The organism is Pedobacter sp. UYP30 (assembly GCF_040547165.1).
Classification (GTDB): Bacteria; Bacteroidota; Bacteroidia; order Sphingobacteriales; family Sphingobacteriaceae; genus Pedobacter.
The window spans coordinates 54,274-76,877 of the sequence record NZ_JBEPPD010000009.1 but is presented as its reverse complement, the minus strand read 5'-3'; the positions used below and the strand labels follow the sequence as shown (position 1 = coordinate 76,877).

Annotated in this window: 20 protein-coding genes; 5 read left to right on the top strand and 15 right to left on the bottom strand. The window is 39.2% G+C overall.

The annotated features are described in order from the left end of the window. Window positions 1-18: 18 nt before the first annotated feature. From ABIB40_RS11720 to gltX, 3 genes are all read right to left on the bottom strand, one after another. Window positions 19-1,155: a hybrid sensor histidine kinase/response regulator gene (locus tag ABIB40_RS11720; protein WP_354359244.1), complete on the bottom strand. Its 1,137-nt coding sequence runs from the start codon at window positions 1,153-1,155 to the stop codon at window positions 19-21. 105 nt (window positions 1,156-1,260) lie between these two features. Then, window positions 1,261-2,109, bottom strand: coding sequence for a KPN_02809 family neutral zinc metallopeptidase (ypfJ, locus tag ABIB40_RS11715; RefSeq protein WP_354359242.1), 849 nt, complete (start codon window positions 2,107-2,109; stop codon window positions 1,261-1,263). A 194-nt stretch (window positions 2,110-2,303) separates the two neighbouring features. Further along, entirely contained in the window at window positions 2,304-3,812 is a 1,509-nt protein-coding gene (gene gltX / locus ABIB40_RS11710; RefSeq protein WP_354359240.1) for a glutamate--tRNA ligase, read from the bottom strand. Between the two features lie 137 nt (window positions 3,813-3,949). Here gltX and ABIB40_RS11705 point away from each other — a divergent pair, with 137 nt between their 5' ends. The 3 genes from ABIB40_RS11705 to ABIB40_RS11695 are packed head-to-tail and all read left to right on the top strand — an operon-like array spanning window position 3,950 to window position 6,066. After that, entirely contained in the window at window positions 3,950-5,155 is a 1,206-nt protein-coding gene (locus tag ABIB40_RS11705; protein WP_354359238.1) for a sensor histidine kinase, read from the top strand. After that, window positions 5,136-5,645: a DinB family protein gene (locus ABIB40_RS11700; RefSeq protein WP_354359236.1), complete on the top strand. Its 510-nt coding sequence runs from the start codon at window positions 5,136-5,138 to the stop codon at window positions 5,643-5,645. The genes ABIB40_RS11705 and ABIB40_RS11700 overlap by 20 nt, the downstream gene beginning before the upstream one ends. Next, window positions 5,635-6,066, top strand: coding sequence for a hotdog fold thioesterase (locus ABIB40_RS11695; protein WP_354359234.1), 432 nt, complete (start codon window positions 5,635-5,637; stop codon window positions 6,064-6,066). Before ABIB40_RS11700 ends, ABIB40_RS11695 begins: the two co-directional genes overlap by 11 nt. A 375-nt stretch (window positions 6,067-6,441) precedes the next feature. Here ABIB40_RS11695 and ABIB40_RS11690 read toward each other — a convergent pair whose 3' ends face one another. The 4 genes from ABIB40_RS11690 to ABIB40_RS11675 all read right to left on the bottom strand — a co-directional run bounded on the left by ABIB40_RS11690 (window position 6,442) and on the right by ABIB40_RS11675 (window position 11,828). Next, on the bottom strand, window positions 6,442-6,633 hold the full coding sequence (locus ABIB40_RS11690) for a cold-shock protein (RefSeq protein ID WP_354359232.1): 192 nt from the start codon (window positions 6,631-6,633) through the stop codon (window positions 6,442-6,444). A 106-nt stretch (window positions 6,634-6,739) separates the two neighbouring features. Then, on the bottom strand, window positions 6,740-7,663 hold the full coding sequence (locus ABIB40_RS11685) for a hypothetical protein (RefSeq protein ID WP_354359230.1): 924 nt from the start codon (window positions 7,661-7,663) through the stop codon (window positions 6,740-6,742). Between the two features lie 319 nt (window positions 7,664-7,982). Then, the gene (locus ABIB40_RS11680; RefSeq protein ID WP_354359228.1) at window positions 7,983-10,481 is read right to left on the bottom strand and encodes a zinc-dependent metalloprotease; all 2,499 of its coding nucleotides are present in this window, start codon (window positions 10,479-10,481) and stop codon (window positions 7,983-7,985) included. Between the two features lie 96 nt (window positions 10,482-10,577). Then, window positions 10,578-11,828 (bottom strand): aspartyl protease family protein, encoded by a 1,251-nt coding sequence (locus tag ABIB40_RS11675; RefSeq protein ID WP_354359226.1) that lies wholly within the window; start codon window positions 11,826-11,828, stop codon window positions 10,578-10,580. A gap of 47 nt (window positions 11,829-11,875) precedes the next feature. Between ABIB40_RS11675 and ABIB40_RS11670 the strand changes: the two genes are divergently transcribed. Next, window positions 11,876-13,201 carry a D-alanyl-D-alanine carboxypeptidase/D-alanyl-D-alanine-endopeptidase gene (locus ABIB40_RS11670; RefSeq protein ID WP_354359224.1) on the top strand — a complete coding sequence of 442 codons (1,326 nt, stop codon included), beginning with the start codon at window positions 11,876-11,878 and terminating at the stop codon, window positions 13,199-13,201. Between the two features lies 1 nt (window position 13,202). Next, complete coding sequence (locus ABIB40_RS11665) at window positions 13,203-14,000, top strand: alpha/beta hydrolase (RefSeq protein WP_354359222.1); 798 nt, start codon at window positions 13,203-13,205, stop codon at window positions 13,998-14,000. 214 nt (window positions 14,001-14,214) lie between these two features. On the opposite strand, the gene ABIB40_RS11660 is transcribed toward ABIB40_RS11665, so the two are convergent. The 8 genes from ABIB40_RS11660 to ABIB40_RS11625 form a co-directional block, all read right to left on the bottom strand. Continuing rightward, the gene (locus ABIB40_RS11660) at window positions 14,215-14,901 is read right to left on the bottom strand and encodes a M15 family metallopeptidase (RefSeq protein ID WP_354359220.1); all 687 of its coding nucleotides are present in this window, start codon (window positions 14,899-14,901) and stop codon (window positions 14,215-14,217) included. A gap of 496 nt (window positions 14,902-15,397) precedes the next feature. Further along, the gene (locus tag ABIB40_RS11655) at window positions 15,398-16,627 is read right to left on the bottom strand and encodes an alanine dehydrogenase (protein ID WP_354359218.1); all 1,230 of its coding nucleotides are present in this window, start codon (window positions 16,625-16,627) and stop codon (window positions 15,398-15,400) included. A 146-nt stretch (window positions 16,628-16,773) separates the two neighbouring features. Next, complete coding sequence (gene tsaE / locus ABIB40_RS11650; protein WP_354359216.1) at window positions 16,774-17,190, bottom strand: tRNA (adenosine(37)-N6)-threonylcarbamoyltransferase complex ATPase subunit type 1 TsaE; 417 nt, start codon at window positions 17,188-17,190, stop codon at window positions 16,774-16,776. A gap of 124 nt (window positions 17,191-17,314) precedes the next feature. Next, window positions 17,315-18,715, bottom strand: a complete 1,401-nt coding sequence (locus ABIB40_RS11645; RefSeq protein ID WP_354359214.1) for a lytic transglycosylase domain-containing protein — start codon at window positions 18,713-18,715, stop codon at window positions 17,315-17,317. A 196-nt stretch (window positions 18,716-18,911) separates the two neighbouring features. Beyond that, window positions 18,912-20,333, bottom strand: coding sequence for an Asp-tRNA(Asn)/Glu-tRNA(Gln) amidotransferase subunit GatA (gene gatA, locus ABIB40_RS11640; protein WP_354359212.1), 1,422 nt, complete (start codon window positions 20,331-20,333; stop codon window positions 18,912-18,914). Window positions 20,334-20,351: 18 nt separating this feature from the next. Beyond that, entirely contained in the window at window positions 20,352-20,552 is a 201-nt protein-coding gene (locus tag ABIB40_RS11635; protein WP_354359210.1) for a Sec-independent protein translocase subunit TatA/TatB, read from the bottom strand. Between the two features lie 33 nt (window positions 20,553-20,585). Then, a complete protein-coding gene (gene tatA / locus ABIB40_RS11630) occupies window positions 20,586-21,068 on the bottom strand; it encodes a twin-arginine translocase TatA/TatE family subunit (protein ID WP_354359208.1) in 483 nt (160 codons plus the stop codon). Between the two features lie 47 nt (window positions 21,069-21,115). After that, a complete protein-coding gene (locus ABIB40_RS11625; protein ID WP_354359206.1) occupies window positions 21,116-22,399 on the bottom strand; it encodes a murein hydrolase activator EnvC family protein in 1,284 nt (427 codons plus the stop codon). Window positions 22,400-22,604 lie beyond the last annotated feature (205 nt).

Sequence of the window (22,604 nt, the reverse complement as noted above, 5' to 3'; positions counted from 1 at the left end):
AATTTTTATCAGAATATTTTAATCTAAGTTTGCTGACTCAACATCTTTTGTATCAACCGGAATATCAAAATAAAACTCGGAACCTTGGCTAGGTGAACTGTGTACGCCAATACTTCCTTGGTGCCTATCAATCACCGTAGAACAGATATACAAGCCTATGCCCAATCCATTAAAATGCGCACTATTTTCTTCCACTCTATAAAATTTTTCGAAGATGTGGGCCTGTTCTTCTTCTGGTATGCCAATGCCATAATCTTTTACCGAAACCCGCAATTTACCCTCGGTTATGCCTATCGAAACATTAATTTGATTGGTATTTGGCGCATATTTAATTCCATTGGTTATAAAATTGATAACTACTTGCTCAAGCCTACCTTCATCTCCATAAACCAACTCTTGGCAATCGCCAATCTTATTAATGGTAAAATTTGGATAGGCGCTTTGCATCATTTCTATGGCATTATCTACCACATTATTGGCAGGAAAATACTGCATGTTAAACTTAAGTTTGCCGCTCTCTATTTTAGAAATGTCCAGCAAATCAACAATAAGCTCGTTAAGTTTTTGTAGCTGGGTGTTTGCTTTATTTAAATGACTTATAGCTGTGCTTGTATCTCCCTTGTTTAAACTGCGTTGCAACAATTGAATATATCCCTTAACGCTTGTTAAAGGAGTTTTTAACTCATGGCTAGCAATGCTGATGAATTCGTCTTTTTTATGTTCGGCCTCTTTTCTAGTTTCAATTTCGGCCAATAATCTTTCCTGCATTTCATTGAGCTTTCTGTTTTGCTCATAAATACGATAAAAGGTCTTTATTTTTAAGAGTAGAATGTTTACGTCTACCGGCTTGGTGATGTAATCTAACCCACCACTGTGGTAGCCTTTGGTTATAAATTGAGATTCTGTGTTTGCCGCCGAAAGAAAAATGATAGCGGTATCTTTAGATTTGCTAAATCCAGAAATGGCCTCGGCAACTTCAAAGCCATCCATCTCTGGCATTTGTACATCTAAAATAATTAATACGTAGCTTTTTTTTAAAACTTTCTTTAAGGCTTCTTCACCCGATGAGGCTGTATCAACTTCAAAATTATGGGCTTGAAGCACTCTTTGCAACGAAATTAAATTTTCGGGCAAATCATCAACTAGTAAAATCATTCTTTTTTTGGTGGATGTAAATGTTGATTCGGCAATCTAAAAATTTGGAGCTACGAACTCAAATGCTAAAGTTAACAGCGCAAATTGAGCAAATGTTTTGCCTTTTTATAAATCGCTAGCATTAAAAGTATCGCCTTGGCTAAAATCGCCGGTTTCGTACCCTTTTTTAAACCAATACACACGTTGTTTAGAAGTCCCATGCGTAAACGAATCTGGATGGACTTCTCCTGTTGCCTGTTTCTGCAATTTGTCATCACCAATGGCGTTCGCGGCAGTTAAAGCTTCCTCTATATCGCCTGGGTCTAATATAACGTTACTGCCATTTTTAATGTCATGTGCCCAAATTCCTGCAAAAAAATCTGCCTGTAGCTCTAACTTAACTGATAATTTGTTGTATGCTGTCTCGCTTAATCGACCGCGCTCTTTGTCCAACTTTTCAGAAATGCCCAGTAAGTTTTGCACATGATGACCAACTTCATGCGCAATTACATAGGCTTGCGCAAAATCTCCAGCTGCACCAAAGCGGTCTTTCAATTCTTTATAAAAAGATAAATCTATATAAACATGTTCGTCGGCAGGGCAATAAAATGGCCCAACGCCAGAGCTTGCGTTTCCGCAACCAGTTTGCACGGCATCGTCAAACATTCGTAGCGTTGGCCTTTGGTAAGTTTTGCCCATTTTTTCAAACTCAACCGTCCAAACTGAATCGGTGGTGGCTAATATCTGGCTTATCCTAATGCCGTCGGGGTCTTTCGGAATTCCCTTTTTCACTTCTACATTTTGTCCACCATCTGGCATTTGAGAAACCAAGCCAGTAAGGTCCTTACCAAAAAAGAGGCCAACAACAATTACCAGAAGCCCAATGCCTCCGCCGAGAATAGTTTTTCCACCGCGACCGCCGCTGCTGCCCCTGCTGTCTTCTATGTTTTCACTTCCCTTTCCAAAAATTTGCATGGTTTGTGTTATTATGGTTTATCGAAGATAAAATAAAAATTTTAACCCTTATAAAAAATTTGGTTATGCTTTTAAAAAAGACGAATTCATTCCATAAAACAGGCGCCTAAGTACTTCCATTTAATGGTAAAATAAGATTTAGGCAGCAATTCTAGGGCCTACCAAACATATAAAACAATTCGTTTACACGTACGCTAAGCATTAAAAGCTTGTATCGCTTTTTCTATCCTTAACTGGGTTTTCTCTACCCCCAACGTTACAGCTATATCAAAAACACCTGGACCAAATTTCCCTCCTACCAGCATAATTCTAAAAGGGAGCATTAATTCGCCTGCCTTAAAACCATGCTTTTCTGCTAATGCTTTAAAAGCTATTTCGGCTATTTCGGCACTCGTTAAATCCAAGTTTTCTGCATATACCTCAAAAAAAGCGGCTTTTTCTGGTGTCCATTTGGCTTTTATAGCAGCATCATCATACGCTTTTGGCAAATCGAAAAAGTAGGCAGATTGTGCAATAAAATCTGGCAACAAGAAACACCTGTCTTTTATCATCTCTAAAACGTGGATAAGATATTTATCATTTTCTACCTCAATGTTTTCTTTCTGTAACTCAACTTTAACCATTCGACAAAGTTCGGCTGCCGGTGTAACTTTAATCCATTCGTGGTTAAACCATTTGGCTTTTTCAAAATCGAACTTTGCGCCTGCCTTGCTTATCCTTTCTAAAGAAAATTTTTCTTCGAGTTCTGCCAAACCAAATAATTCTTGTTCTGTGCCGTCGTTCCAGCCTAACATGGCCAGCATATTAACAAAAGCCTCGGGCAAAAAGCCCAATTCTTTAAATCCAGTAGTCACATCTCCAGTTTTAGGGTCGGTCCAGTTCATGGCGTACACCGGAAAACCAAGTCTATCGCCATCGCGTTTGCTTAGCTTTCCATTACCATCTGGCTTTAAAATAAGCGGCAAGTGTGCCCACTGCGGCATAATGTTTTCCCAACCCAAATATTTCCAAAGCAATATATGGACAGGTGCAGATGGCAGCCATTCTTCTCCTCTAAAAATATGGGTAATTTCCATCGCTTTATCGTCTACCACCACGGCCAAATGGTAAGTAGGCATACCATCAGCTTTTAGCAATACCTTATCATCAACGCCACTAGTTTCGAACGCAACATCTCCACGGATCAAATCTTTAAAAGAAACATTTTCATCTTCGGGCACTTTTATCCTGATTACATGGGGAATTTCATTTTCTAAGAGCTCTGCAACCTCGTCATGACTTAACGAAAGCGAATTACGCATGTGCATGCGCGTTGTCTGGCCATACTGAAAATTAGGAATCTCTTTTCTTTTTGCGTCCAACTCTTCTGGAGTATCGAAAGCATAATAGGCATAGCCATCAGTTACCAATTGTTCTGCAAATTTTTTGTAGGAGCTTTTGCGCTCGCTTTGCCTATATGGCCCAAAATTACCAGGGTTGCCCGAACTCTCATCAGGCATTATACCACACCAGTTTAAACAATCTTCTATATATTCTTCTGCACCTTCTACAAATCTACTTTGGTCTGTGTCTTCTATTCTTAAAACAAATGTTCCGTTGTGCTTCTTAGCGAACAGATAATTAAACAATGCGGTACGTACACCGCCCAAATGTAGGCCGCCTGTTGGGCTCGGGGCAAATCTTACTCTTACTTTTTTTTCCATAATTGGGAATGTTGCGCTTTCGGCTCCATACATTTGGTGCATCGAAAGTTAATCGCCCCACCTAAAAACGGCAGGAGCCACAAAGATATGTTTTTTATGTTTTTTTCGTTTTCTTATTGTAATTTGCCTTCATAAGCATGAATCCATATCAGAAAAAACGACGCTGGAAGTTTCTCCTCCTCATATTCGCTATATTAATTGGCATTGCCTCTATTTTTTATACAGATTCATTTGTAAAAAAAATGGAGCGAGAAGAAGCAACACAATTTCAACTTTGGCTTAAAGTTACCGAACGCTCTATGTTTTTGATGGACAACGACAATTACACCGGCATTATGGAGGCCGTGCGAGAAAACATGAAAATGCCAGTCATTCTAACAGATACTACCGGCAGAATTACCTCTTCTACAGGTTTAGATAGCACAAAAACCATGTATGCCGACAATACAAAACTAACTTACGATAGTTTATATTTTGTACGCCAACTGGCGATAATGAAGAGGCAACATCCGCCGGTAACGGTTGCCATTTTGGGCGATAAATACAATGCCTATTATAAAGACTCTTTTATTTTAACGCAGTTGAGGTTTTTTCCATACATCCAAATGGGGGTAATTTTCTTATTCCTATTAACTGCATATACTGCATTTAGCTCGGCAAGAAAAGATGAACAAGATCAGGTTTGGGTTGGTTTGGCGAAAGAAACCGCTCATCAGTTGGGTACGCCAATATCTTCTCTAATGGCTTGGGTTGAGCTAATGAAATCGAAGTTCGACGCGGAAGATGACCCATTAATTGCCGAGATGGAAAATGACATTAAGCGTTTGGAGGTTATTGCAGATAGATTCTCTAAAATTGGGTCGAAACCTATTTTAGAAGACCATGTGGTTTTTACAGTTGTGGCTAATTTTATTGCCTACTTTAGACTGCGCACTTCTGATAAGGTTGTATTTTCTATTACTGGAGACGAACAGGTTAGGGCCCTGCTAAACGTACCGTTATTTGATTGGGTGACAGAAAATTTGTTAAAAAATGCGGCGAATGCCATAGATAACGCTGGTACCATTTCAGTAAATATTATTGAGAACCTAGCAAAAGAACAAGTTTTTATAGACGTTACCGATAGCGGTCGTGGCATACCCAGATCGAAATTCGATGCTGTTTTTCAGCCTGGATTTACCACTCGAAAAAGAGGCTGGGGACTTGGTCTTTCGCTTACAAGGCGCATTGTCGAAAACTATCACAGCGGAGAGATTTTTGTAAAAGACTCTGAAATTGGAAAAGGAACAACATTTAGAATCATATTAAAAAGCAGCCTAACTTATGAACCGACCACAGCCTAACGAATACCCAGCTTGGGGCGAAAACTACATTAGCAAAGTTAAAGACGATATTTTTGAGAAATTGACCCAACAGATTACTTCGCTCCCGAAATTGTTACTAAACAATAAAGACAAGGAGAATTTTGCTTACGCAGCGGGCAAATGGACAGTAAAAGAATTACTTGGGCATTTGATAGATACAGACAGAATATTAACCTATAGGTTAATGAGTTTTGCTAGAAACGAGCAACAGCCTTTGACTGGTTTTGATGAAGATGCGTATGTAGCGAACGCTGATTTTGCAAATAGAGATTTTAAAAACCTAACAGAAGAATTCATCGCTTTGCGCAAAGCGAATCTATACCTTTTTGAGTCGTTGAACGAGGAGGAATTAAATAGAAAAGGAATTGCATCTGGTAAAGAGATAACCGTAAGGGCTTTGCTGTTTGTAATTGCAGGGCATATAGCGCATCACGTACAAATTTTAAAAGAACTTTACCATGTGGTTTAAACAGTTTACGGTAGAAGAATTAAATGGCAAACCAAAAAATCATATTGGCGGCCTTTTAGATATTGTGTTTACAGAAATTGGCGCTGACTCTTTAACTGCCACCATGCCAGTTGATGAACGGACGCACCAACCTGCGGGCATTTTGCACGGCGGTGCTTCGGTGGTTTTGGCAGAGTCGATTGGCAGCGTTGCCTCTTTTATGTGTATCGATCCAGAAAAATATGTTCCTGTTGGGTTAGAGGTAAATGCAAACCACTTGCGGCCAGTAAAAGGTGGTTTGGTAAAGGGCGTTTGCACCAAAATACACTTAGGTGCAAAAACACATGTTTGGGATATTAAAATTTATAACAATCGCGGAAAATTGGCGTGTGTAAGCAGATTAACAGTTGCGATTATTAAGAGTGTTGGAGAAAGGCTTTAAATGATTATAACTTAAGGAAACCAGTCGTTGCGTTGAGGTACGAAACGCCTCACAAGCAAGATCTGCTCACAGGATCTATTTCCTATTTATGAGATTTTTCACATCGCTCAAAACGAAACTGTTAAATTAACGTGTCCTATCATCAAAAACAAAGATGGGAGCTTGAACTCTGCTGCAACATCAATCAGAAAAATATAAATAGACTTGTTTAGTTTGTTGAGGATTCTACAAAGGAGACCACTGCTTAACTATTGCTTTTAACTTTTAGAATGTCGAGTTAGGATTACTGACCTGTGATTTTGGTTTTCAAATTCTTTACCACAAAAAAAGCCTGCAAAGTTAATTTGCAGGCTGTCTTTTAAATATGATAATAAATTAAATTACTTTCACATTAACGGCATTTAAGCCTTTTTTTCCGTTGGCAACTTCATATTGCACTTTGTCGTTTTCACGGATCTCATCGATTAAACCCGTTGAATGAACAAAAATTTCTGCGTCGCCGTTAGATGGAACGATGAAACCAAAACCTTTTGTTACGTTGAAAAATTTTACTGTACCCTCTTGCATTGTATTTAGTGTTAGATTAAGCTTGCAAGATAAGTGATATATTCATTAAAACAAAAAAACATTTAACATTTTTTAACAATCCACATAAAAGTTAACCAACAGACTATTAAGGCTTTTTAGCTGCTTTTCCAGTGATACCAAACGTTATTTGCGAATTATGTGGTATACCCAACGTGGTTCCTGGCTGCACCGTAAAAAAACTGTATAGGTAAATATCTGCAATAGCTTGCACCACCTTTTTCTTATTCTCGGCATTCTCTGGCAACACGCCTACAACGTTTTCAATATGTATATGCCCTTTAAAATCTACTATTGCATTGCAGAGATAATAAAAGTCTTTGTAAGCTTTGTCTATCTTAATTTCATATTGCGGAAACATATAATCGTACGCTTCTGTACGTTTCTGCAAAGGATCTACGGTACTTATTTTTTCTACGCTAACGGTTTTATTCTTTGCTATAAATTTTACAGGGGTGGTTGCTGCAAAAGCACTGTCTAGGCTCTTGTTTACTGTTGCAGCCCTTCGTTTAACGAAAGCAGTATCTTCTTTACTAGGTTTTTGCAATGCTGTTACAGTTGTTTTTAGTTTGTTTTTGATGTAGTTTTGGGCATAAAATGTCATGTTTACATCAGATGCTATGCCATTTACAATCTTCCTCCCTTCTACCTCTACTCGCCTAAACACCATGCTATCTTTACTTACGTGTTGCACTTTAAAAAACTCTGCGGCAAAATTGTACACATCTCCGTGATCATACTGCATATAGAAACGCTGCATCATTTGCTTTTGCGGGCTCCAGGCCAACATGGTGTCTTCGGCGGCAACTTCTATAATCCATGATGGCTTTTGCATAAAACCCTCTGGATTAAAAGAGAGCCCTGAACTAAACCTACGCTTAACTTCTGTGTATCGAATGCCCTTAACAGGCGCAAAGGTAAATTCTCTGAGCGATGCGTCGTTAGTTTTGGTGTTGTTGCAAGCGGTAAAAAGTAGCAATCCAAACAAAAAGAATAGGTAATAACGGAACATAGGTGTTTTTGATGTTTTGCAAATTAAACAATAAAATTTTGTTTTGGAACGTATAAAAATTTCAATATTATCCTATCGCCCACCTCTGACCTCCTATTTTCTTTTTATCAATAATACAGCGCCGACTTTACGTTGGTTATTGCAGGCCCCATTTTCGCCAAAGCCTTTTATATCCTCTTTATTTGTTGTGCAAAGAACCAATACTTTCAGCTAAGCCATCAAGGAAACAAAAAAAACTTTCTATAATTTGGAATTATAGTGCGTAAAAAACGAGGTAAAACTATACAGAATTACCTCGTTTTAAATACTAAGCTGTCGTTTACTTTTTAGGATCTAAAATATCTTTAATTCTACTGCTTAAATCATCATAATGAGCCTTAGAAATGACATCACCGGCATTTGCTCTTGATTTTGTGGTTCTCAGTAAGTTTTTCAATTCCATTCTCACTATTGGTCTTATGTCAGAAAGGCCAACATTAATCGGAGTATATCCATAACCAGCTGCGGCATCCGAAGATAAGCCTCCCGGAAGATTAAGATCCTTGGTCATTAAATCACCCAAATCTTCTACATAAGCCCGTTGTAAGTTTCTTTTAAAGGCATCTGGTCTTCCAGAAGAGAAGACGGAAGATTTCAAATCGGCAAACATATCTGTTAAAGTGTAGGCTTCTGATGTGCCGTTCTTGGTTTGGTTATCTAGCAAACGAGCAATTCGAGTGGGAGACAGTAAAGCTCCCAATGTACCAGTCTGCACACCCTTAACTCTGTTCAAAAGCGTTCCATTATCAAATTTGCCCAACTCTTCGGTATTTATTAACCAAAGTGGAGTTACAAAAAGATTCTTATTAAAAAACGACACCGCACCTTGTTGGGTGGCTTTAGGCAGGTAGGCATATACTGGCCCGCTTTGTTCGTAAGTTTTAAAGTTTTCGCTCATGCCACCCACGTTGGTTGCTACATGCCCCATGTACCGATTAAATTGGGTAACCACTTCATTGTAAATTTCCTTTAGGTCGCTGTAATCTTTCCCTTGTCTATACGTCCATTTTTCTACATTTGGCAAAATGCGTTTTAGGTTTGCTATGCCATAAGTACTTGCTTTCATGGCGTTATCGCCCAAATCTTCGCTTTGCAAACGCGGATCTAAACTCGTACCCTGTCTACCATAGAAATAAAGTGGATTGCCAGCATTCTTTAACGTCCATTTATCTAAGATAGCTCGCTCTTGCTGTGGAGATTTATTGCCTGGAAACCAACTATAGCCCCATTTAATGGCCCACTTATCGTACTCTCCTATTTCTGGATGTAATTTGGTTACACCATCGCCAGGCTGAGCAATGTAATTAAAACGGGCATAATCCATAATAGAAGGTGCCGTTCCATGTTTATCTGTAAAAGTTTTAGAACGTAAAGAATCTACAGGATAAGCATAGCTTGAGCCAAAGTTATGTGGTAGGCCGAGCGTGTGGCCAATCTCGTGCGAAGACACAAATCTAATCAGTTCGCCCATTTCTGTATCGGTAAACTGCGCTTTACGAGCTGCCGGATTTACGGCAGCGGTTTGTACGAAATACCAATTGCGCAATAAGTCCATCACATTGTGGTACCAGCCAATATGCGTTTCTAAAATTTGGCCAGTACGCGGGTCGCTGATGTGGGGGCCGTACGCATTTGCAATGTCTGAGGCAAAATACCTCAACACCGAGTAGCGAGAATCGTCTACGCTAAATTCAGAATCTTCTGCTTTGGTTGGTGCAGCCTTGCCCATAATGGCATTTTTAAATCCTGCGGCCTCGAAAGCTACATTCCAGTCATTTATACCTGCAATTAAATAAGGTACCCATTTTTTTGGTGTTGCCGGATCTATATAAATAACAATGGGTTTTACTGGTTCTACCAGTTCTCCACGAAGATAGGCGGCTGTATCTTTAGGTACTAAGTTCCAACGATGAATATATGCGGTACGTTCTGCTTTTTGAGCATTCGTTCCATAATCTATTTGAGATTGGCCAAAATAGCCAACCCTTTTATCCATTAACCTTGCTTTTACGGGTGTTCTTGGCAACAACAACATAGAAGTATTAAACTCAAATGTTACCGCACCGTTGCTTGCATCAGTCGGTGAATCTTGTGCCTTATACGTTTTTTCTGTCTTTACCTCAATGTTGATTGGATATGTTTTAATGGTATCAACATAGGATCGGCCAGCATCATAAGTTTGGATTTTGTAGGCTTTTCTTAATGCATCAGTTGCGCCGATGGCCATTATATCGCCATTGTAAAAATCGGTAACATCTATTACAATTGCTGTGGTGTCTTTATTGTAAGCCTTAATGTCGAAACTGGCCAAAATTTGCGATAGGTTCGAGTTCTTAACCGATTGATACATGTCACTCGTAGAATCTGCACGTACAGAAAAACTTGGTACACGAATGTAGATTTTCCTTCCCTTACGCTCCCATTTCCAAACTTGTTCGTTTAGCTCTTCGCCGCCATATTGTTGATTTCCGACATTAATCCCCGTAGGTGATTTTGATAAACGAGTTACCACCAACATATCTCTGTTTAACAGACTATCTGGAATTTCGAAATACCACTTATCATCAACCTTATGGGTTTTAAACATGCCATTAATGGTTTTTGCCTTATCGGTTACCACCTCTTTATATGCCTTTATGTCTTCTTGCTTTTTTGGTGGAGTTGCCTGCGCTGCTGTTGCAGGTTTAGTGTTCGATTTCTTGTGATGGAAAATAGTTTTACAGCCGGATATGGAAAGTGCCAGAACGACAGCCGCTAAAATTTTAAAGTCAAATTTCATTCGAATAAGTAAATAGTTTATTTAGTTTGCTTTAAAGATATAAGAATATTGCCATTTTTGGACCTTGTAACCATAAAATTACCGCTATTTATAGCGTCAGATTCTATCTTCGGGGCGCACGAAACGGAAAATTACCTTTCCATTTCTGGCTATCTCAAAGATGATTGTTTTTTGAAGATTTGATTTGAACATTTCAGCCAGTTCATCAAGAGAATATTTATTCACGTCGCTAAAATTTATGGCTAAAATTTCATCACCAGCTAACAGACCACCTTTATCTGCAGGCGAATCTTCGTCTACCTCGGCTATCATATAACGTTTTACTTTTTCTAGATCCAAATACAATACTGCGCCCACTTTATCATAGTTGAAGGGCTTCTTTGCGTAGCTGTTGAGCTTTAAATAGACCGCGCTGTTTGCATAATCAAATTGCACGTCAAACCTCTTTAGCAATTCGGCTCCAAGGGTACCATTACGCTTACTATCTGCAATTTTTTTAATAATTGTTTTATAATTTGGGAAGCCGGCCACAATATTTTTAAATACATGGCCACCAAAATTAAAGCTGGCAATTCTACCCACATAGCCTTTTATTCTACCACTTAAGCTCATGCCAAGATTAGCGGCTATTTTTTTTTGAGGTATTGGAAAGCCTCCATCACCCAACGTCTCCATAGATAAGGAGTGGCTTGCGCCAGTATCCACCAAGAATTTTGCCATTACCTTAACACCATCAGATACAGCAACCTCAGCAGACACGTAAGGCCGCTGATTGTAAATTTGCAGCGGAATCCGTTTGCCGCGAAGCTTTATTTTTGCATCGTGCTGATATATAATTAGTCTGTTTTGACTATACCGAATATCTACCACAAAACTGTTAAAGAATGAAAAACCTATTATTCCATAAATTTTCTTGCCTAAATATCCCGATAGGTTAAAAAGGTCGTCATTTAAAATAGCGGTAGGAATGCGGCTTATTTTTGCCCTTCCAATCTGCGCATTAATGCTTTGAGAAACATAAGCCACCAAGGTATCTGTGCCTAAGCCCGAAACGGTAACTTTTTTAAGTGCATGGAAATCTAAGGAATCTAAAATACTTGGATCTGTGATAATCATAGGGCCTACGCCAGTATCCAAAATAAAATCATAGGGACCTTTGCCATTTACCAATACTGGCACCACAATTAGGTTTTTTATACTTTTAAAGGTGATTGATTGGCGATGCCTGTTTTCTGGCAGTCGAAATTGTTGAGCATTGGCGGTCGCAAAAACGAGCAATAAACTGCACAGACAAAATTGTACATTTTGAATGATTTTAATTGCAATAGTTTTGTATTTGGCCAACATTAAATTAAATTTAGCAATTTAGTTCAGATTTTAACGAATGCCAAAAAATGTCCCCAAAATCTCAGAAAAAAGCAACCTTATATTTTCTTTGCCTATTTATTTTTCTAGGAGCCAGCTGTGGGATAAATAAAAAAATCTCGCACAAACTCTCAAAGGAATTTAAAACCTCAGCAGTTTTAAAGAACACGGCTTTTGGCTTTGCTCTATACGATTTACAGGATGAAAAAATGATTTTTGAGAAAGATGCCAGTAAATATTTTGTGCCGGCCTCTAACACAAAGCTATTTACATTTTACACTGTGCTAAAAATGCTGCCGCAAAAAATTGCTGCCTTACGTTACGAAGAAAGAAATGACTCCTTAATTTTTTGGGGCACCGGAGACCCTTCTTTCCTCCAAACAGAACTGAAAGACCGAAGCGCCCTAAACTTTTTAAAAGCCAGTAATAAGAAGCTATTTTTTTCGCCCGGCAGATACGTGGGCAATAAATTTGGCCCTGGCTGGGCTTGGGATGATTATAATGATTACTTTCAAGCAGAAATTAGCGAGTTGCCTATAATGGACAATACCGTGCAAGTAACCGGCAATTCGGAGGGCTCTTTTAGTATTTCGCCAAAAACCTTTACAAGCTGTTTTATTAAAGACAGCGCCAACAGTAACAACTTTTTTGTAAAAAGAGATCTACTCAAAAACGAATTTCACTACAGCAATTCTGCGCCTGCGGCAAATTACCAGGAGCGGATTCCATACTCGCTAAATAGCCAGACTACGCTGAACTTGCTAGCAGACACCTTGCATGCATTTGTTGGGCTAGTTAATATACCAATGCCAAAGAATGCCAAAACCATTCTTGGCGCAGATAGAGATGCTGTATTAACCGAGATGCTGTTACCTAGCGATAATTTTATTGCCGAACAATTGATACTGCTTTGCAGCAACCAAATAAGCGATACTTTACAGACCAAAAAGACAATAGATTATGCACTAAACACTTATTTGAAAACCCTGCCAGACAAGCCGAACTGGGTAGATGGCAGCGGCCTTTCTCGGATGAATTTGTTTACGCCTAGAGACATAATAAAAATATTAGAGCTTATTTATAAGGAAGTAAATAATCCATCAAAATTATTTGCCATGCTGCCCGCAGGCGGCAAAGCAGGCACCATAAAGTATGCCTACCCAAAAACGGACAATCCTTTCGTTTTTGCAAAAACAGGCACGTTAACGGGTGTACATAACCAGAGCGGCTACGTGATTACTAAAAAGGGCAAAACATACTTGTTTTCATTTATGAATAATAATTTTGTAGATTCCACCAGCGCCATACGAGCCGAAATAGTAAAAACCATTACCTTAATACACAATAACTTTTAACATGAAACACCTTTCTCTTTTATTAATTGCAACACTTTGCTATCTCTCTACCTTTGCCCAAAAGCAGTTGGTTTTTAACTCTAAAAATCTGCCCCGCACCGATACCGTTTGGGTATTTACCCCGCATAACATGTCGAAGCACAAAACTTTGCCAACGGTTTTCCTGCTTCATGGTTTCAGCGCAAATTATAAACAATGGAACAGCATTATGGATGCACAAAAATATGCCGATGATTTTGGTTATATTTTGGTTTGTCCAGATGGATTGTTCAACAGTTGGTACATCAATAGCCCGGCAAAGAAAGATTGGCAATATGAAAGTTTTTTCTTCGATGAATTGATGCCAAAAATAAAAACAGATTTCCCGGTAGATACTTCTAATGTTTTTATTACAGGCCTTAGCATGGGCGGCCATGGCGCTTTGTATCTCTTTTTAAAGCATCCAGAATTATTTAAAAGTGCCGGCAGTACCAGCGGAGGTGTAGATTTAACAGATCCAATTGGCCAATTTGGCGTACCAGATTTGTTGGGCAACCCAAGTCATGACAGTGATATTTGGTTGCAATATTCTGTAATTGGAAACATAGATAAATTGAAGGGAAGTAAAAAACAAATTATCTTCGACGATGGAAATAGCGACTTCTTCTACCATGCCAACAACAACCTTAAGAAAAAGTGCGACAGTTTAAAAATAAATGCCACTTATACTCAGCAGCCCGGAAGCCACAATGCAACTTATTGGAAGAAATCTATAAAACAGCAGTTTGCTTTTTTTAAAACGATAGTTGATGGAGATTAACCGCAAGCCGTGAAGGGGCATTTGAATCAATAAATTTAATTTCAAAATATTCCACTTCGTCCGGGTTTAGGTACGCGGGGAGTAGGAATTAATGTGCCTAGGTGGGTGGGCGCAAAACCAAAACTGTCATACCGAATTTATTTCAGCATCTGCCATACATACCACCTCCGATAAACGCTCTCGAAAGGAAGGTTAAGAGGCGCTTCATAAAAGACTACAATTTCTCAAAAGGAATATCCATCAAATCGAAGTTGCGCCAACTTACAAAATCATAGTGCCACCATTCGTTGCTCAGCACGTTCATTTGGTTTTTTCTCATAATAAAAATCAACAAATCTCTATTTGTTCTTGCCACAGCCGAAACAGCTGGGTAACCTGCCGCTGCTGCTTTAGAAAAGCTATCGTACGGCGTGGGCATTTCCAACTCTTTTCCTGTTTTTAAATCGATCAATGTACAATCTATCGCACAACCTCTATTGTGTTTAGAGCCTTTTGCAGGATTTGCGACAAAGTTTTTATCGCTAGCTTTCTTATAAAAATCTACTGTGACGGCATAAGGCCTGTAACCATCGTAAATCTTTAAACCTAAACCTCGCGCACGCAAAATGGTCTGCACTTTTTTAAGCGCTTCCACAACCGGGCGGCGAGCGAAGGCTCTTGCCTGGTTGTACATTACCTGTTGCATAAAATTATTGTTTGTGGCATATCGAATATCCAACACAATAGAAGGTATTTCTTTCTTTATTTCTACGAGTTCGTTTTGGTTGTTTTGCATAGTAGAAGACAGGTAGGTAAAATAAGAGTCTACAATACGCAGCTTAGTTTGGCTATATTCATCACTTTGCGCAAAGACGCTGCAAGTTAGCGTGGCGAGCAACAGACAGATTATAGTTTTTTTCATTGTGTTAAATTATGGCAGACTGATGCTCTGTTTGATCTGTAAATATGTGCTTTCCGACCTCCGACTATGCTATTTAATCACCCCGGGATCCCAATGTCATTAACTTAATAGAAACCACAAAAACTGGTGTCATCCTGAGCTTGTCGAAGGACAGCTATTTTGTTGGTTTTTAGACTTTTTTTAAGGTCTTCGACAGGCTCTGACTGACAAACGATTCCTTAAGTTAATGACATTGCCCCCTACCCCTCCTTGAACTAGAAGGGGAGTGGCGAGTGCGAAAATTGGGCGCCTCGCGCTTTCATCTTTCAGCTTTCTGCTACCCTAAACCTTCAACCTTCCAGCCTTCAACCTCTTTTCGCTTTAGTCTTTAGTCTTTCAGCTTTCTGCTACCCTAAACTTTCAACCTTTCAGCCTTCAACCTCTTTTCGCTTTAGTCTTTCAGCTTTTTGCCTTAAGCTTTCTGCTACCTTCCCCCTTTCATCTTTCTAACTCAAAACTACCTATTCGAAAGCACCAATAATTCCAAGTCTTTAAAAGGCAAATCGAACATATCGGCTAGGTCCTTATTGGTTACGTTGCCTTGATAAATGTACAGTGCCTCTCTAATTCCGGGATGCTCCCAAACCATATTCATTAATCCACCGCTCTCGCCAATGGCTAAAAGAATTGGTGCAAAGATATTGGTAAGTGCATAAGATGCTGTTCTAGGTACGCGAGAGGCAATATTGGGCACACAATAATGTATCACATCATGCTTTCTAAATACGGGTTTTGTGTGATTTGTGACCTCGGAAGTTTCGAAACAACCACCCTGATCTATGCTAATGTCTATCAGCACTGAATTTGGTTTCATTTTAGCTACTGTTTCCTCCATTACTATGCAGGGGCTTCGGCCATGTTTGGCTCTAATAGCTCCAATCACCACATCGCAAGTAACCAAAGATTTATGCAATACAATGGGCTGCATAACCGAAGTAAAAACCCTGCTGCTGCTTAAATTATTTTGCAATCGCCTAAGTCGATAAATAGAACTGTCAAAAACCTTTACCTCTGCACCTAAGGCTAGAGCTGTTCTTGCCGCATATTCTCCAACGGTACCAGCACCAAGAATTACTAGTTCGGTTGGCGGCACGCCAGTAAAGCCGCCAAGCATCAATCCTTTGCCGCCGGTTACGCTACTTAAGTATTCTGCAGCGATTAAAATGGAGGTAGATCCAACAATTTCGCCCATTGCCCGCACAACGCTTAGTACGTTTCCTTCATCTCTTATGTTCTCAAAACAAAGCGCATTGATCTTTTTATGCATTAAGGCTTTGAGGTATTCTTGCTTAAGTGTTCCTGTTTGGAGTGAAGAAATTAGGGTCTGCCCTTTGTGCATCATCTCGATTTCTACCAGCATAGGCGGCGCAATTTTCATTAAAATATCGCATGCAAACACTTCCTTTTTATCATGCACAATTTTTGCGCCTTGCTCTGCATATTCCCTGTCAGAAAAGTTGGCACCCATACCAGCGCCACTTTCTAATATAACCTGATGGCCGTTATTTACCAACAGCGCGACTGATAAAGGTGTTAGCGCTATTCTATTTTCTTGAAAAGAAATTTCTTTTGGAATACCGATGCAAAGGTCGTTTTTTCTAGCCTTGGTTTCTAGTGTCGCCTCTTGTGTTTGCCGCAGACCCTGCAAAGCAATATCGGCCATTCCGGCGCTAAATCCTGTAGCCATTTTTAGCTTATTTAAAATTTTGGGTTGTTGAAGTTACAAAAAAACGTTGGAAATGTTTTGCGTAATATCAAAACATCGGAGTGAATACCATCAAAGCTTTCTGAATAATAAACCAAGCAATGAAAATTAACAATGAATGCATGCGGCTATATTTTAGAAAAATTAAAAATTCGTTCTCCATTGAGCGCCACTTCTATTTTAACTTTTATATAATTGGTGGGCAACAACACTTCTATTTTGTCTGGCCATTCTATTAAACAAATGGCACCGCTGTCAAGATATTCTTCAAAACCAATATCAAAAGCCTCTTCAACCGTTTTTATCCTATAAAAATCGAAATGAAAAATTTTATTCTTTTCGCCTTGATACTCATTTACAATGGAATAAGTAGGACTGGAAACATTTTTTAAAACGCCCAAGCCGGCGCAAAGTTCCTTTATAAAAGTAGTTTTTCCAGCAGCCATTTCCCCTTCAAACAAGAAAATCTTTTCATCTTGGGCAAAAATCAAAAGTTCGCTTGCTATGTGTGGCAAACTAGATAAATTGGTTGCTTTAAGCTTCATGGTTCTCTAAATAAAAAGCAAAAATAAAACTTTATCGAAAATTTTTAACCAAAGCCTGTAGCATCAACAATGGTTGCGTTTTACATAATAACCATCAATACCAACTCTTTCCAACAGCCTAAAACTAGCCTTTAGAAATTTTTAGCAGCATACCTGGTTGTAAAATCGACTTCTTTAAACCATTGTCGTTCTTTATCCTTTGAACGGTTACCCCATCAAATCGTTCTGCAATATCAGATAATGTGTCTCCTGCTTTAACCCGATAATTAGAATAGGAAGAGGTTGCTGCTTTAGCTGGCGCCCCATGTACATAAATTTTGAGGTGCTGCCCAGGTACAATGACATTGCTTTTTAACCGGTTCCATACCTTTAAATCCTGCACCTCTACATTATATTTATCAGCAATAGCATTTAAACTTTGGCCAGGCCTTACCTTGTAGAGTACTGTTTTTTCCCTTGACAAATTTGACGCACTTGCTTTCCGAAGCGCTCTAACATCATCTGTACTAGCAAGGATAATATTGGGATTAGCATCTATATAATCAGTATTTAACACATTATAGATGCCTGTAAAATCTGCATTTTGTAAACTCGGTAGGATAATTCTTTTTGGCGTTTCATCTGTGCCATTTACAATCTGTTTCTTGTACGAAGGATTTAAATCGGCGAGCGCATCGCTAGAAACATTTAACGCATTGGCAAGTTGCGGTAACGAAACAAATTTATTTACCAAAACCGTATCTGTTTTTAGGCACAAATTACAGGCCTGAGGGGTAATTTGATGTTTAGAGGAATAGTTCATTACATATACTGCTGCTATAAATGCTGGCACGTAGTTTCTGGTTTCTTTAGGTAGGAATTGCCTAATTTCCCAGAAATCTCTAGACCCTGCCTTGGCAATCGCACGATTAACATTCCCTTTACCACAATTATAGGCGGCAAGTGCTAGCAACCAATCCCCCAACTCTTCATAAGAATCTCTAAAATAAGCTGCCGCAGCGTAGCTAGCTTGTATTGGGTCCTTTCGTTCATCAACATAGTTGTCCATTTGCAATCCATAGGCCTTGCCTGTGCCAAACATAAATTGCCAAAGGCCTGTGGCACCAACCCGAGAACGGGCGTTAGGATTCATTTCTGACTCGATAATGGTGAGGTATTCAATTTCCTTGGGCACATTATACTCTGCCAACGCTTTTTCGAAAATAGGAAAGTAATAGTTAGACAGGCCCAACATTTTACCAAACATGTCCTTACGCTTGCTATAAATGTCTATATATTGCTGTACATACTCATTGTACGGCAGTGGAACTGTTTTTTGTATGGAATCTAAGCGAAGCTTATAAATATAATTCTGTCCAAAAAGCAACTGATTTTCAATCGCTTCTGGCACGGTTCTCGAATCGGTATCGACAAAAAAATTTGAGGTTTTTAGAAGGCTGTCTGGGTTAATTTTTTGTTGAGAAAACGCACTAGTTGTTAAGCTGAGGAGCGGAAGCAGATAGAAAATTCGCATTAGTTTAATCATTCTATACAGGTTGATTTTTTTAAATTACCCACCATAGCTCCTAAAGAAAGACTATCTGGTGATATCGGATTCTGGCAAAACTTATTAAAAAAGCCTACAATGTTTTGCTGGGTTTTACACAACAAAACATTACCAAAAAACCAAAACTAACGAAACGGACTGATTATCAAAAGATTAAACCTACAAACCTATCGCATTAATTTTTTAAAAATTGTTGAGAAAACGCCAAAAGTTCTTCCTCGTTAAATTGGCCGGCTACAAACTGGATACTTAACGGTAAACCTGCTTTGTTATTGCCAATGGGCAGGGCGATGGCCGGATTACCAGTAAGAGAAGCTAGCACGGTAAAAATATCAGCCATGTACATTACCAAGGGGTCTTGCAAATTATCGCCAATTTTAAAAGCGGTGGTAGGAGCAACCGGCAATAAAATTAAATCGAAAGAAGTGAACAACGCCTCGACTTTTTCTTTTATTAATCGGCGTACTCGTTGAGCTTTTTGATAATAAGCATCGTAATATCCCGCACTCAAAACAAACGTACCTAGTAAAATTCTTCTTTGCACTTCTTCGCCAAAACCTTCTGCTCTAGACTTTTTATATAATTCGGTCAGGCTTTTTGCGTCTGTGTTCCTGTGACCATAATGTACCCCATCATACCTAGATAAATTAGAAGAGGCTTCTGCAGCCGTAAGTATATAATAGGTGGGCACTAAATAGTCTAACAAATCAAAAGAAACATATTCTATTTGATGGCCATCTTTTTTTAATCTTTCTATAGACGATAAAACAGCAGCTTTAATCTCTGGGTCAAGCGCATCACTATCTATTGTTTCTTGTAAAACGGCAATTTTCTTTATGGGAGGATTAGCTAATTTTTCTGAATAGGCAGGCACCTGATTAGGTGATACGGTACTATCGTATTGGTCGGCTCCTGCCAAAACCTCCAATAGTAGCGCGGCATCGCTAATAGATGAAGTAATGGGACCAACCTGATCAAAGGAAGATGCGTAAGCGATTACGCCATATCTAGAAATGCGTCCGTAACTGGGTTTCAGTCCTATTTGTCCGCAAAATGCGGCCGGTTGCCTAACTGAGCCACCTGTATCTGTACCCAAGGCAGCCAAGCACATGTCTGCCTGCACGGCAACTGCCGAACCTCCAGACGATCCGCCGGGAACTAAACTATGGTCTTTTGCATTCTTTACCACGCCAAAATGCGAAGTTTCATTAGAGCCGCCCATCGCAAATTCATCGCAATTAAGCCGGCCAATGATAATGGCATCTTCTGCCAACAACCGTTCAACTACCGTAGCAGAATAGGGCGCAACAAAGCCATCGAGCATTTTAGAAGATGCGGTAACCGCATGGTCTTTATAGCAGATGTTATCTTTTATACCAATAACCATGCCTGCCAATTTACCTGCGGTACCGTTGTTTAACTTTTCTTGTACTGCTTTTGCTTGCAAGTTGGCAGAATGAAAAAACACCTCATTAAAAGCATTGAGGTGTTCGTTTGCGCTAATTTGCTCGAAGTAATAACTGAGTAAATCTGCTAATGTTAATTGCCCTTTGGCAAGGGATTTTTGTATCTCTTGGAGAGAACTGTATTTCTTCAAACCTGAAAAATAATGAGATTAAACAGTCCTGTCTCTGTTAGAAGGATCTACATGATCGTCTGCCGGACCATCTTTACCATCTTTAAACTCTTTAATACCTTTACCCAGGCCTCGCATAAGTTCTGGTATCTTTTTACCTCCAAAAAGTAAAAGTACAGCCACCAAAATCATAATAATTTCTGGAGTTCCGAGCATTGCTGCTATTGTTGTATTTAACATAATTTCTTTTTTTTAACCGTCTATTTTTTCAATCTACTTAACCGAAGGCAACGGCTCAATTACTGTGCTGCGACTTTCTGTAACAGGCTCTGTAACGTTTGCAATGGGCACATCATGACCTACCTTCTCTACATTGCTAAGATGTGATACTCTTTCTTCTACGCCAGTAACTGCTGCAACATCATGACCTACCTTCTCAACGTTACTAAGATGTGGCGCCGTCTCTTCTACGCCAGTAACTGCGGCTACATCAGCAGCTGTGGGTTTGTGAGACTCACTACTGTTTGCAACTACCACTTCGTCTGCTACCTTGTCTTCATCCATCGCATTAATGTTTCGATGTATCTCTCTCTTTACCCCTTCTGAGGCATCTTTAAACTCTCTAATGCCCTTGCCTAGCCCCCTAGCCAACTCTGGAAGTTTTTTCCCGCCAAAAAGCAATAAAACTACTACCAATATGAGGATGATCTCCGATCCACCCATATTTAAAAACTCTAATAACGTGCCTTGATACATCACTATTTTTATTTAAACAAATATATACATTAATAAACTCACTAATACTATTTACTAATCCAGGCTTCTGGATTTAACTTCGTTTGCCCCCTCATTATTTCAAAGTGCAACTCTGCTACATCGCCGGTATTGGCCAAAACACCAATGGTCTGTCTTGTAGTTACTTTATCTCCTTTGCTTACGCTAGTAGACCTTAAATTTTGATAGATGGAAAAATAACTACCATGTTGGATAACCACCACGTATTTACCATAAATCACACTCACATATAAAACCTCTCCATCAAATACCGCCCTTACAGCAGCCCCTTCTGCACCTGTAATATTTACACCCTCATTGTTCATCGTTGCCTTATCTACCTTGTGTACACCAAAACTTTCTGTAATGGTGCCAACAACAGGATACGGCAATTTGCCCCTATTATTTTCGAAGCCCGCAGCCAACTTAGCCGTGTAGGCATTATCTGTTAAGAGCTCATTGGTTGTTTTCTCTTTTGCAGCCGGTGTTGCTTCTACAGTTGTATTATTTTCTTTTGCCTTTAAAGCTGCCAGTCTTGCAGCTTCCGCAGCTTTCTTTCTGGCTTCCTCTGCTGCCTTTCGTCTTGCTTCTTCTATGGCTCGTTTTATTGCAGCGCGTATTTCACTATCAATTTTTGCCTGCTGTCTTTTACGCGTTGCTATATCACCCTTAAAACCTTTTTCCTGTCTGCTAAACTTGTTTAAAACAACGGCTTGTTTACTTTTATCCTTGCCTAGCCTACTTTTTTCGTCCTCTTGCTCTTTTAGCAAATTATTTTTTTCTTTGAGCGTTTTACCTAAAACGGTTATTTTCCCGTTTAGCTCATGCTGTGTATCTTCTATATATCCAGCCTGTTTTTTCCTATATTGGCTAAACTGCTGTAAATATTTTATCCGTTTATATGCCTGGTTAAAGTCTTTGGCGGCAAAAATAAACATCATTTTATCGTAAGCGTTTCTATTTCGCTGTGCAAACCTAATCATGGCTGCATAATCGCTTTTTAGGTCGCTTAACTGACCTTTCAACGTATTTACGGTGTTTGTGTTGGTAGAGATTTGATTATCTAAACTTTTTATCTCAGAATTTACCGTACCAATCTTTTCTTGGCGCAATCTAATTTGAGCATTCAGGGCATTTATTTGCTGTAGTGTTAGTTTTTTGCCACTAGATGCCTTCTTTAAATTTTTTTGCAACTGCTCTATTTCACGCTGGATAGCCTCCTTCTTTCTTCTAAGCTCATTTGCCGTTTGGGCCGAAACCGAATGCGCTATAAATAAAAAAAACAATAAAAATAAGCCTCCCCTAAACTTCATTAGGTCAAAAGTATAAAATTTTTGATTAATTGTGCGGCGGTTTAAAAACATGGTACAAAGATAAGACGGGTTTCCAATTGAACGAACGAAACACCATTTTCATTATAACCGCCTTAAAATTAGAATCAACGCACTCTTAGGGCTATGCTTTATCAAAAACGATTGAGCTGAACCTATCTAACTAGCAAGATTATCTGCATTGTGC

Coding starts and splice junctions, on each gene's coding strand:
- ABIB40_RS11720 (WP_354359244.1), bottom strand. CDS start 1,155: ATGATTTTACTAGTTGATGATTTGCCCGAAAATTTAATTTCGTTGCAA.
- ypfJ (WP_354359242.1), bottom strand. CDS start 2,109: ATGCAAATTTTTGGAAAGGGAAGTGAAAACATAGAAGACAGCAGGGGC.
- gltX (WP_354359240.1), bottom strand. CDS start 3,812: ATGGAAAAAAAAGTAAGAGTAAGATTTGCCCCGAGCCCAACAGGCGGC.
- ABIB40_RS11705 (WP_354359238.1), top strand. CDS start 3,950: ATGAATCCATATCAGAAAAAACGACGCTGGAAGTTTCTCCTCCTCATA.
- ABIB40_RS11700 (WP_354359236.1), top strand. CDS start 5,136: ATGAACCGACCACAGCCTAACGAATACCCAGCTTGGGGCGAAAACTAC.
- ABIB40_RS11695 (WP_354359234.1), top strand. CDS start 5,635: ATGTGGTTTAAACAGTTTACGGTAGAAGAATTAAATGGCAAACCAAAA.
- ABIB40_RS11690 (WP_354359232.1), bottom strand. CDS start 6,633: ATGCAAGAGGGTACAGTAAAATTTTTCAACGTAACAAAAGGTTTTGGT.
- ABIB40_RS11685 (WP_354359230.1), bottom strand. CDS start 7,663: ATGTTCCGTTATTACCTATTCTTTTTGTTTGGATTGCTACTTTTTACC.
- ABIB40_RS11680 (WP_354359228.1), bottom strand. CDS start 10,481: ATGAAATTTGACTTTAAAATTTTAGCGGCTGTCGTTCTGGCACTTTCC.
- ABIB40_RS11675 (WP_354359226.1), bottom strand. CDS start 11,828: ATGTTGGCCAAATACAAAACTATTGCAATTAAAATCATTCAAAATGTA.
- ABIB40_RS11670 (WP_354359224.1), top strand. CDS start 11,876: ATGTCCCCAAAATCTCAGAAAAAAGCAACCTTATATTTTCTTTGCCTA.
- ABIB40_RS11665 (WP_354359222.1), top strand. CDS start 13,203: ATGAAACACCTTTCTCTTTTATTAATTGCAACACTTTGCTATCTCTCT.
- ABIB40_RS11660 (WP_354359220.1), bottom strand. CDS start 14,901: ATGAAAAAAACTATAATCTGTCTGTTGCTCGCCACGCTAACTTGCAGC.
- ABIB40_RS11655 (WP_354359218.1), bottom strand. CDS start 16,627: ATGGCTACAGGATTTAGCGCCGGAATGGCCGATATTGCTTTGCAGGGT.
- tsaE (WP_354359216.1), bottom strand. CDS start 17,190: ATGAAGCTTAAAGCAACCAATTTATCTAGTTTGCCACACATAGCAAGC.
- ABIB40_RS11645 (WP_354359214.1), bottom strand. CDS start 18,715: ATGATTAAACTAATGCGAATTTTCTATCTGCTTCCGCTCCTCAGCTTA.
- ABIB40_RS11635 (WP_354359210.1), bottom strand. CDS start 20,552: ATGTTAAATACAACAATAGCAGCAATGCTCGGAACTCCAGAAATTATT.
- tatA (WP_354359208.1), bottom strand. CDS start 21,068: ATGTATCAAGGCACGTTATTAGAGTTTTTAAATATGGGTGGATCGGAG.
- ABIB40_RS11625 (WP_354359206.1), bottom strand. CDS start 22,399: ATGAAGTTTAGGGGAGGCTTATTTTTATTGTTTTTTTTATTTATAGCG.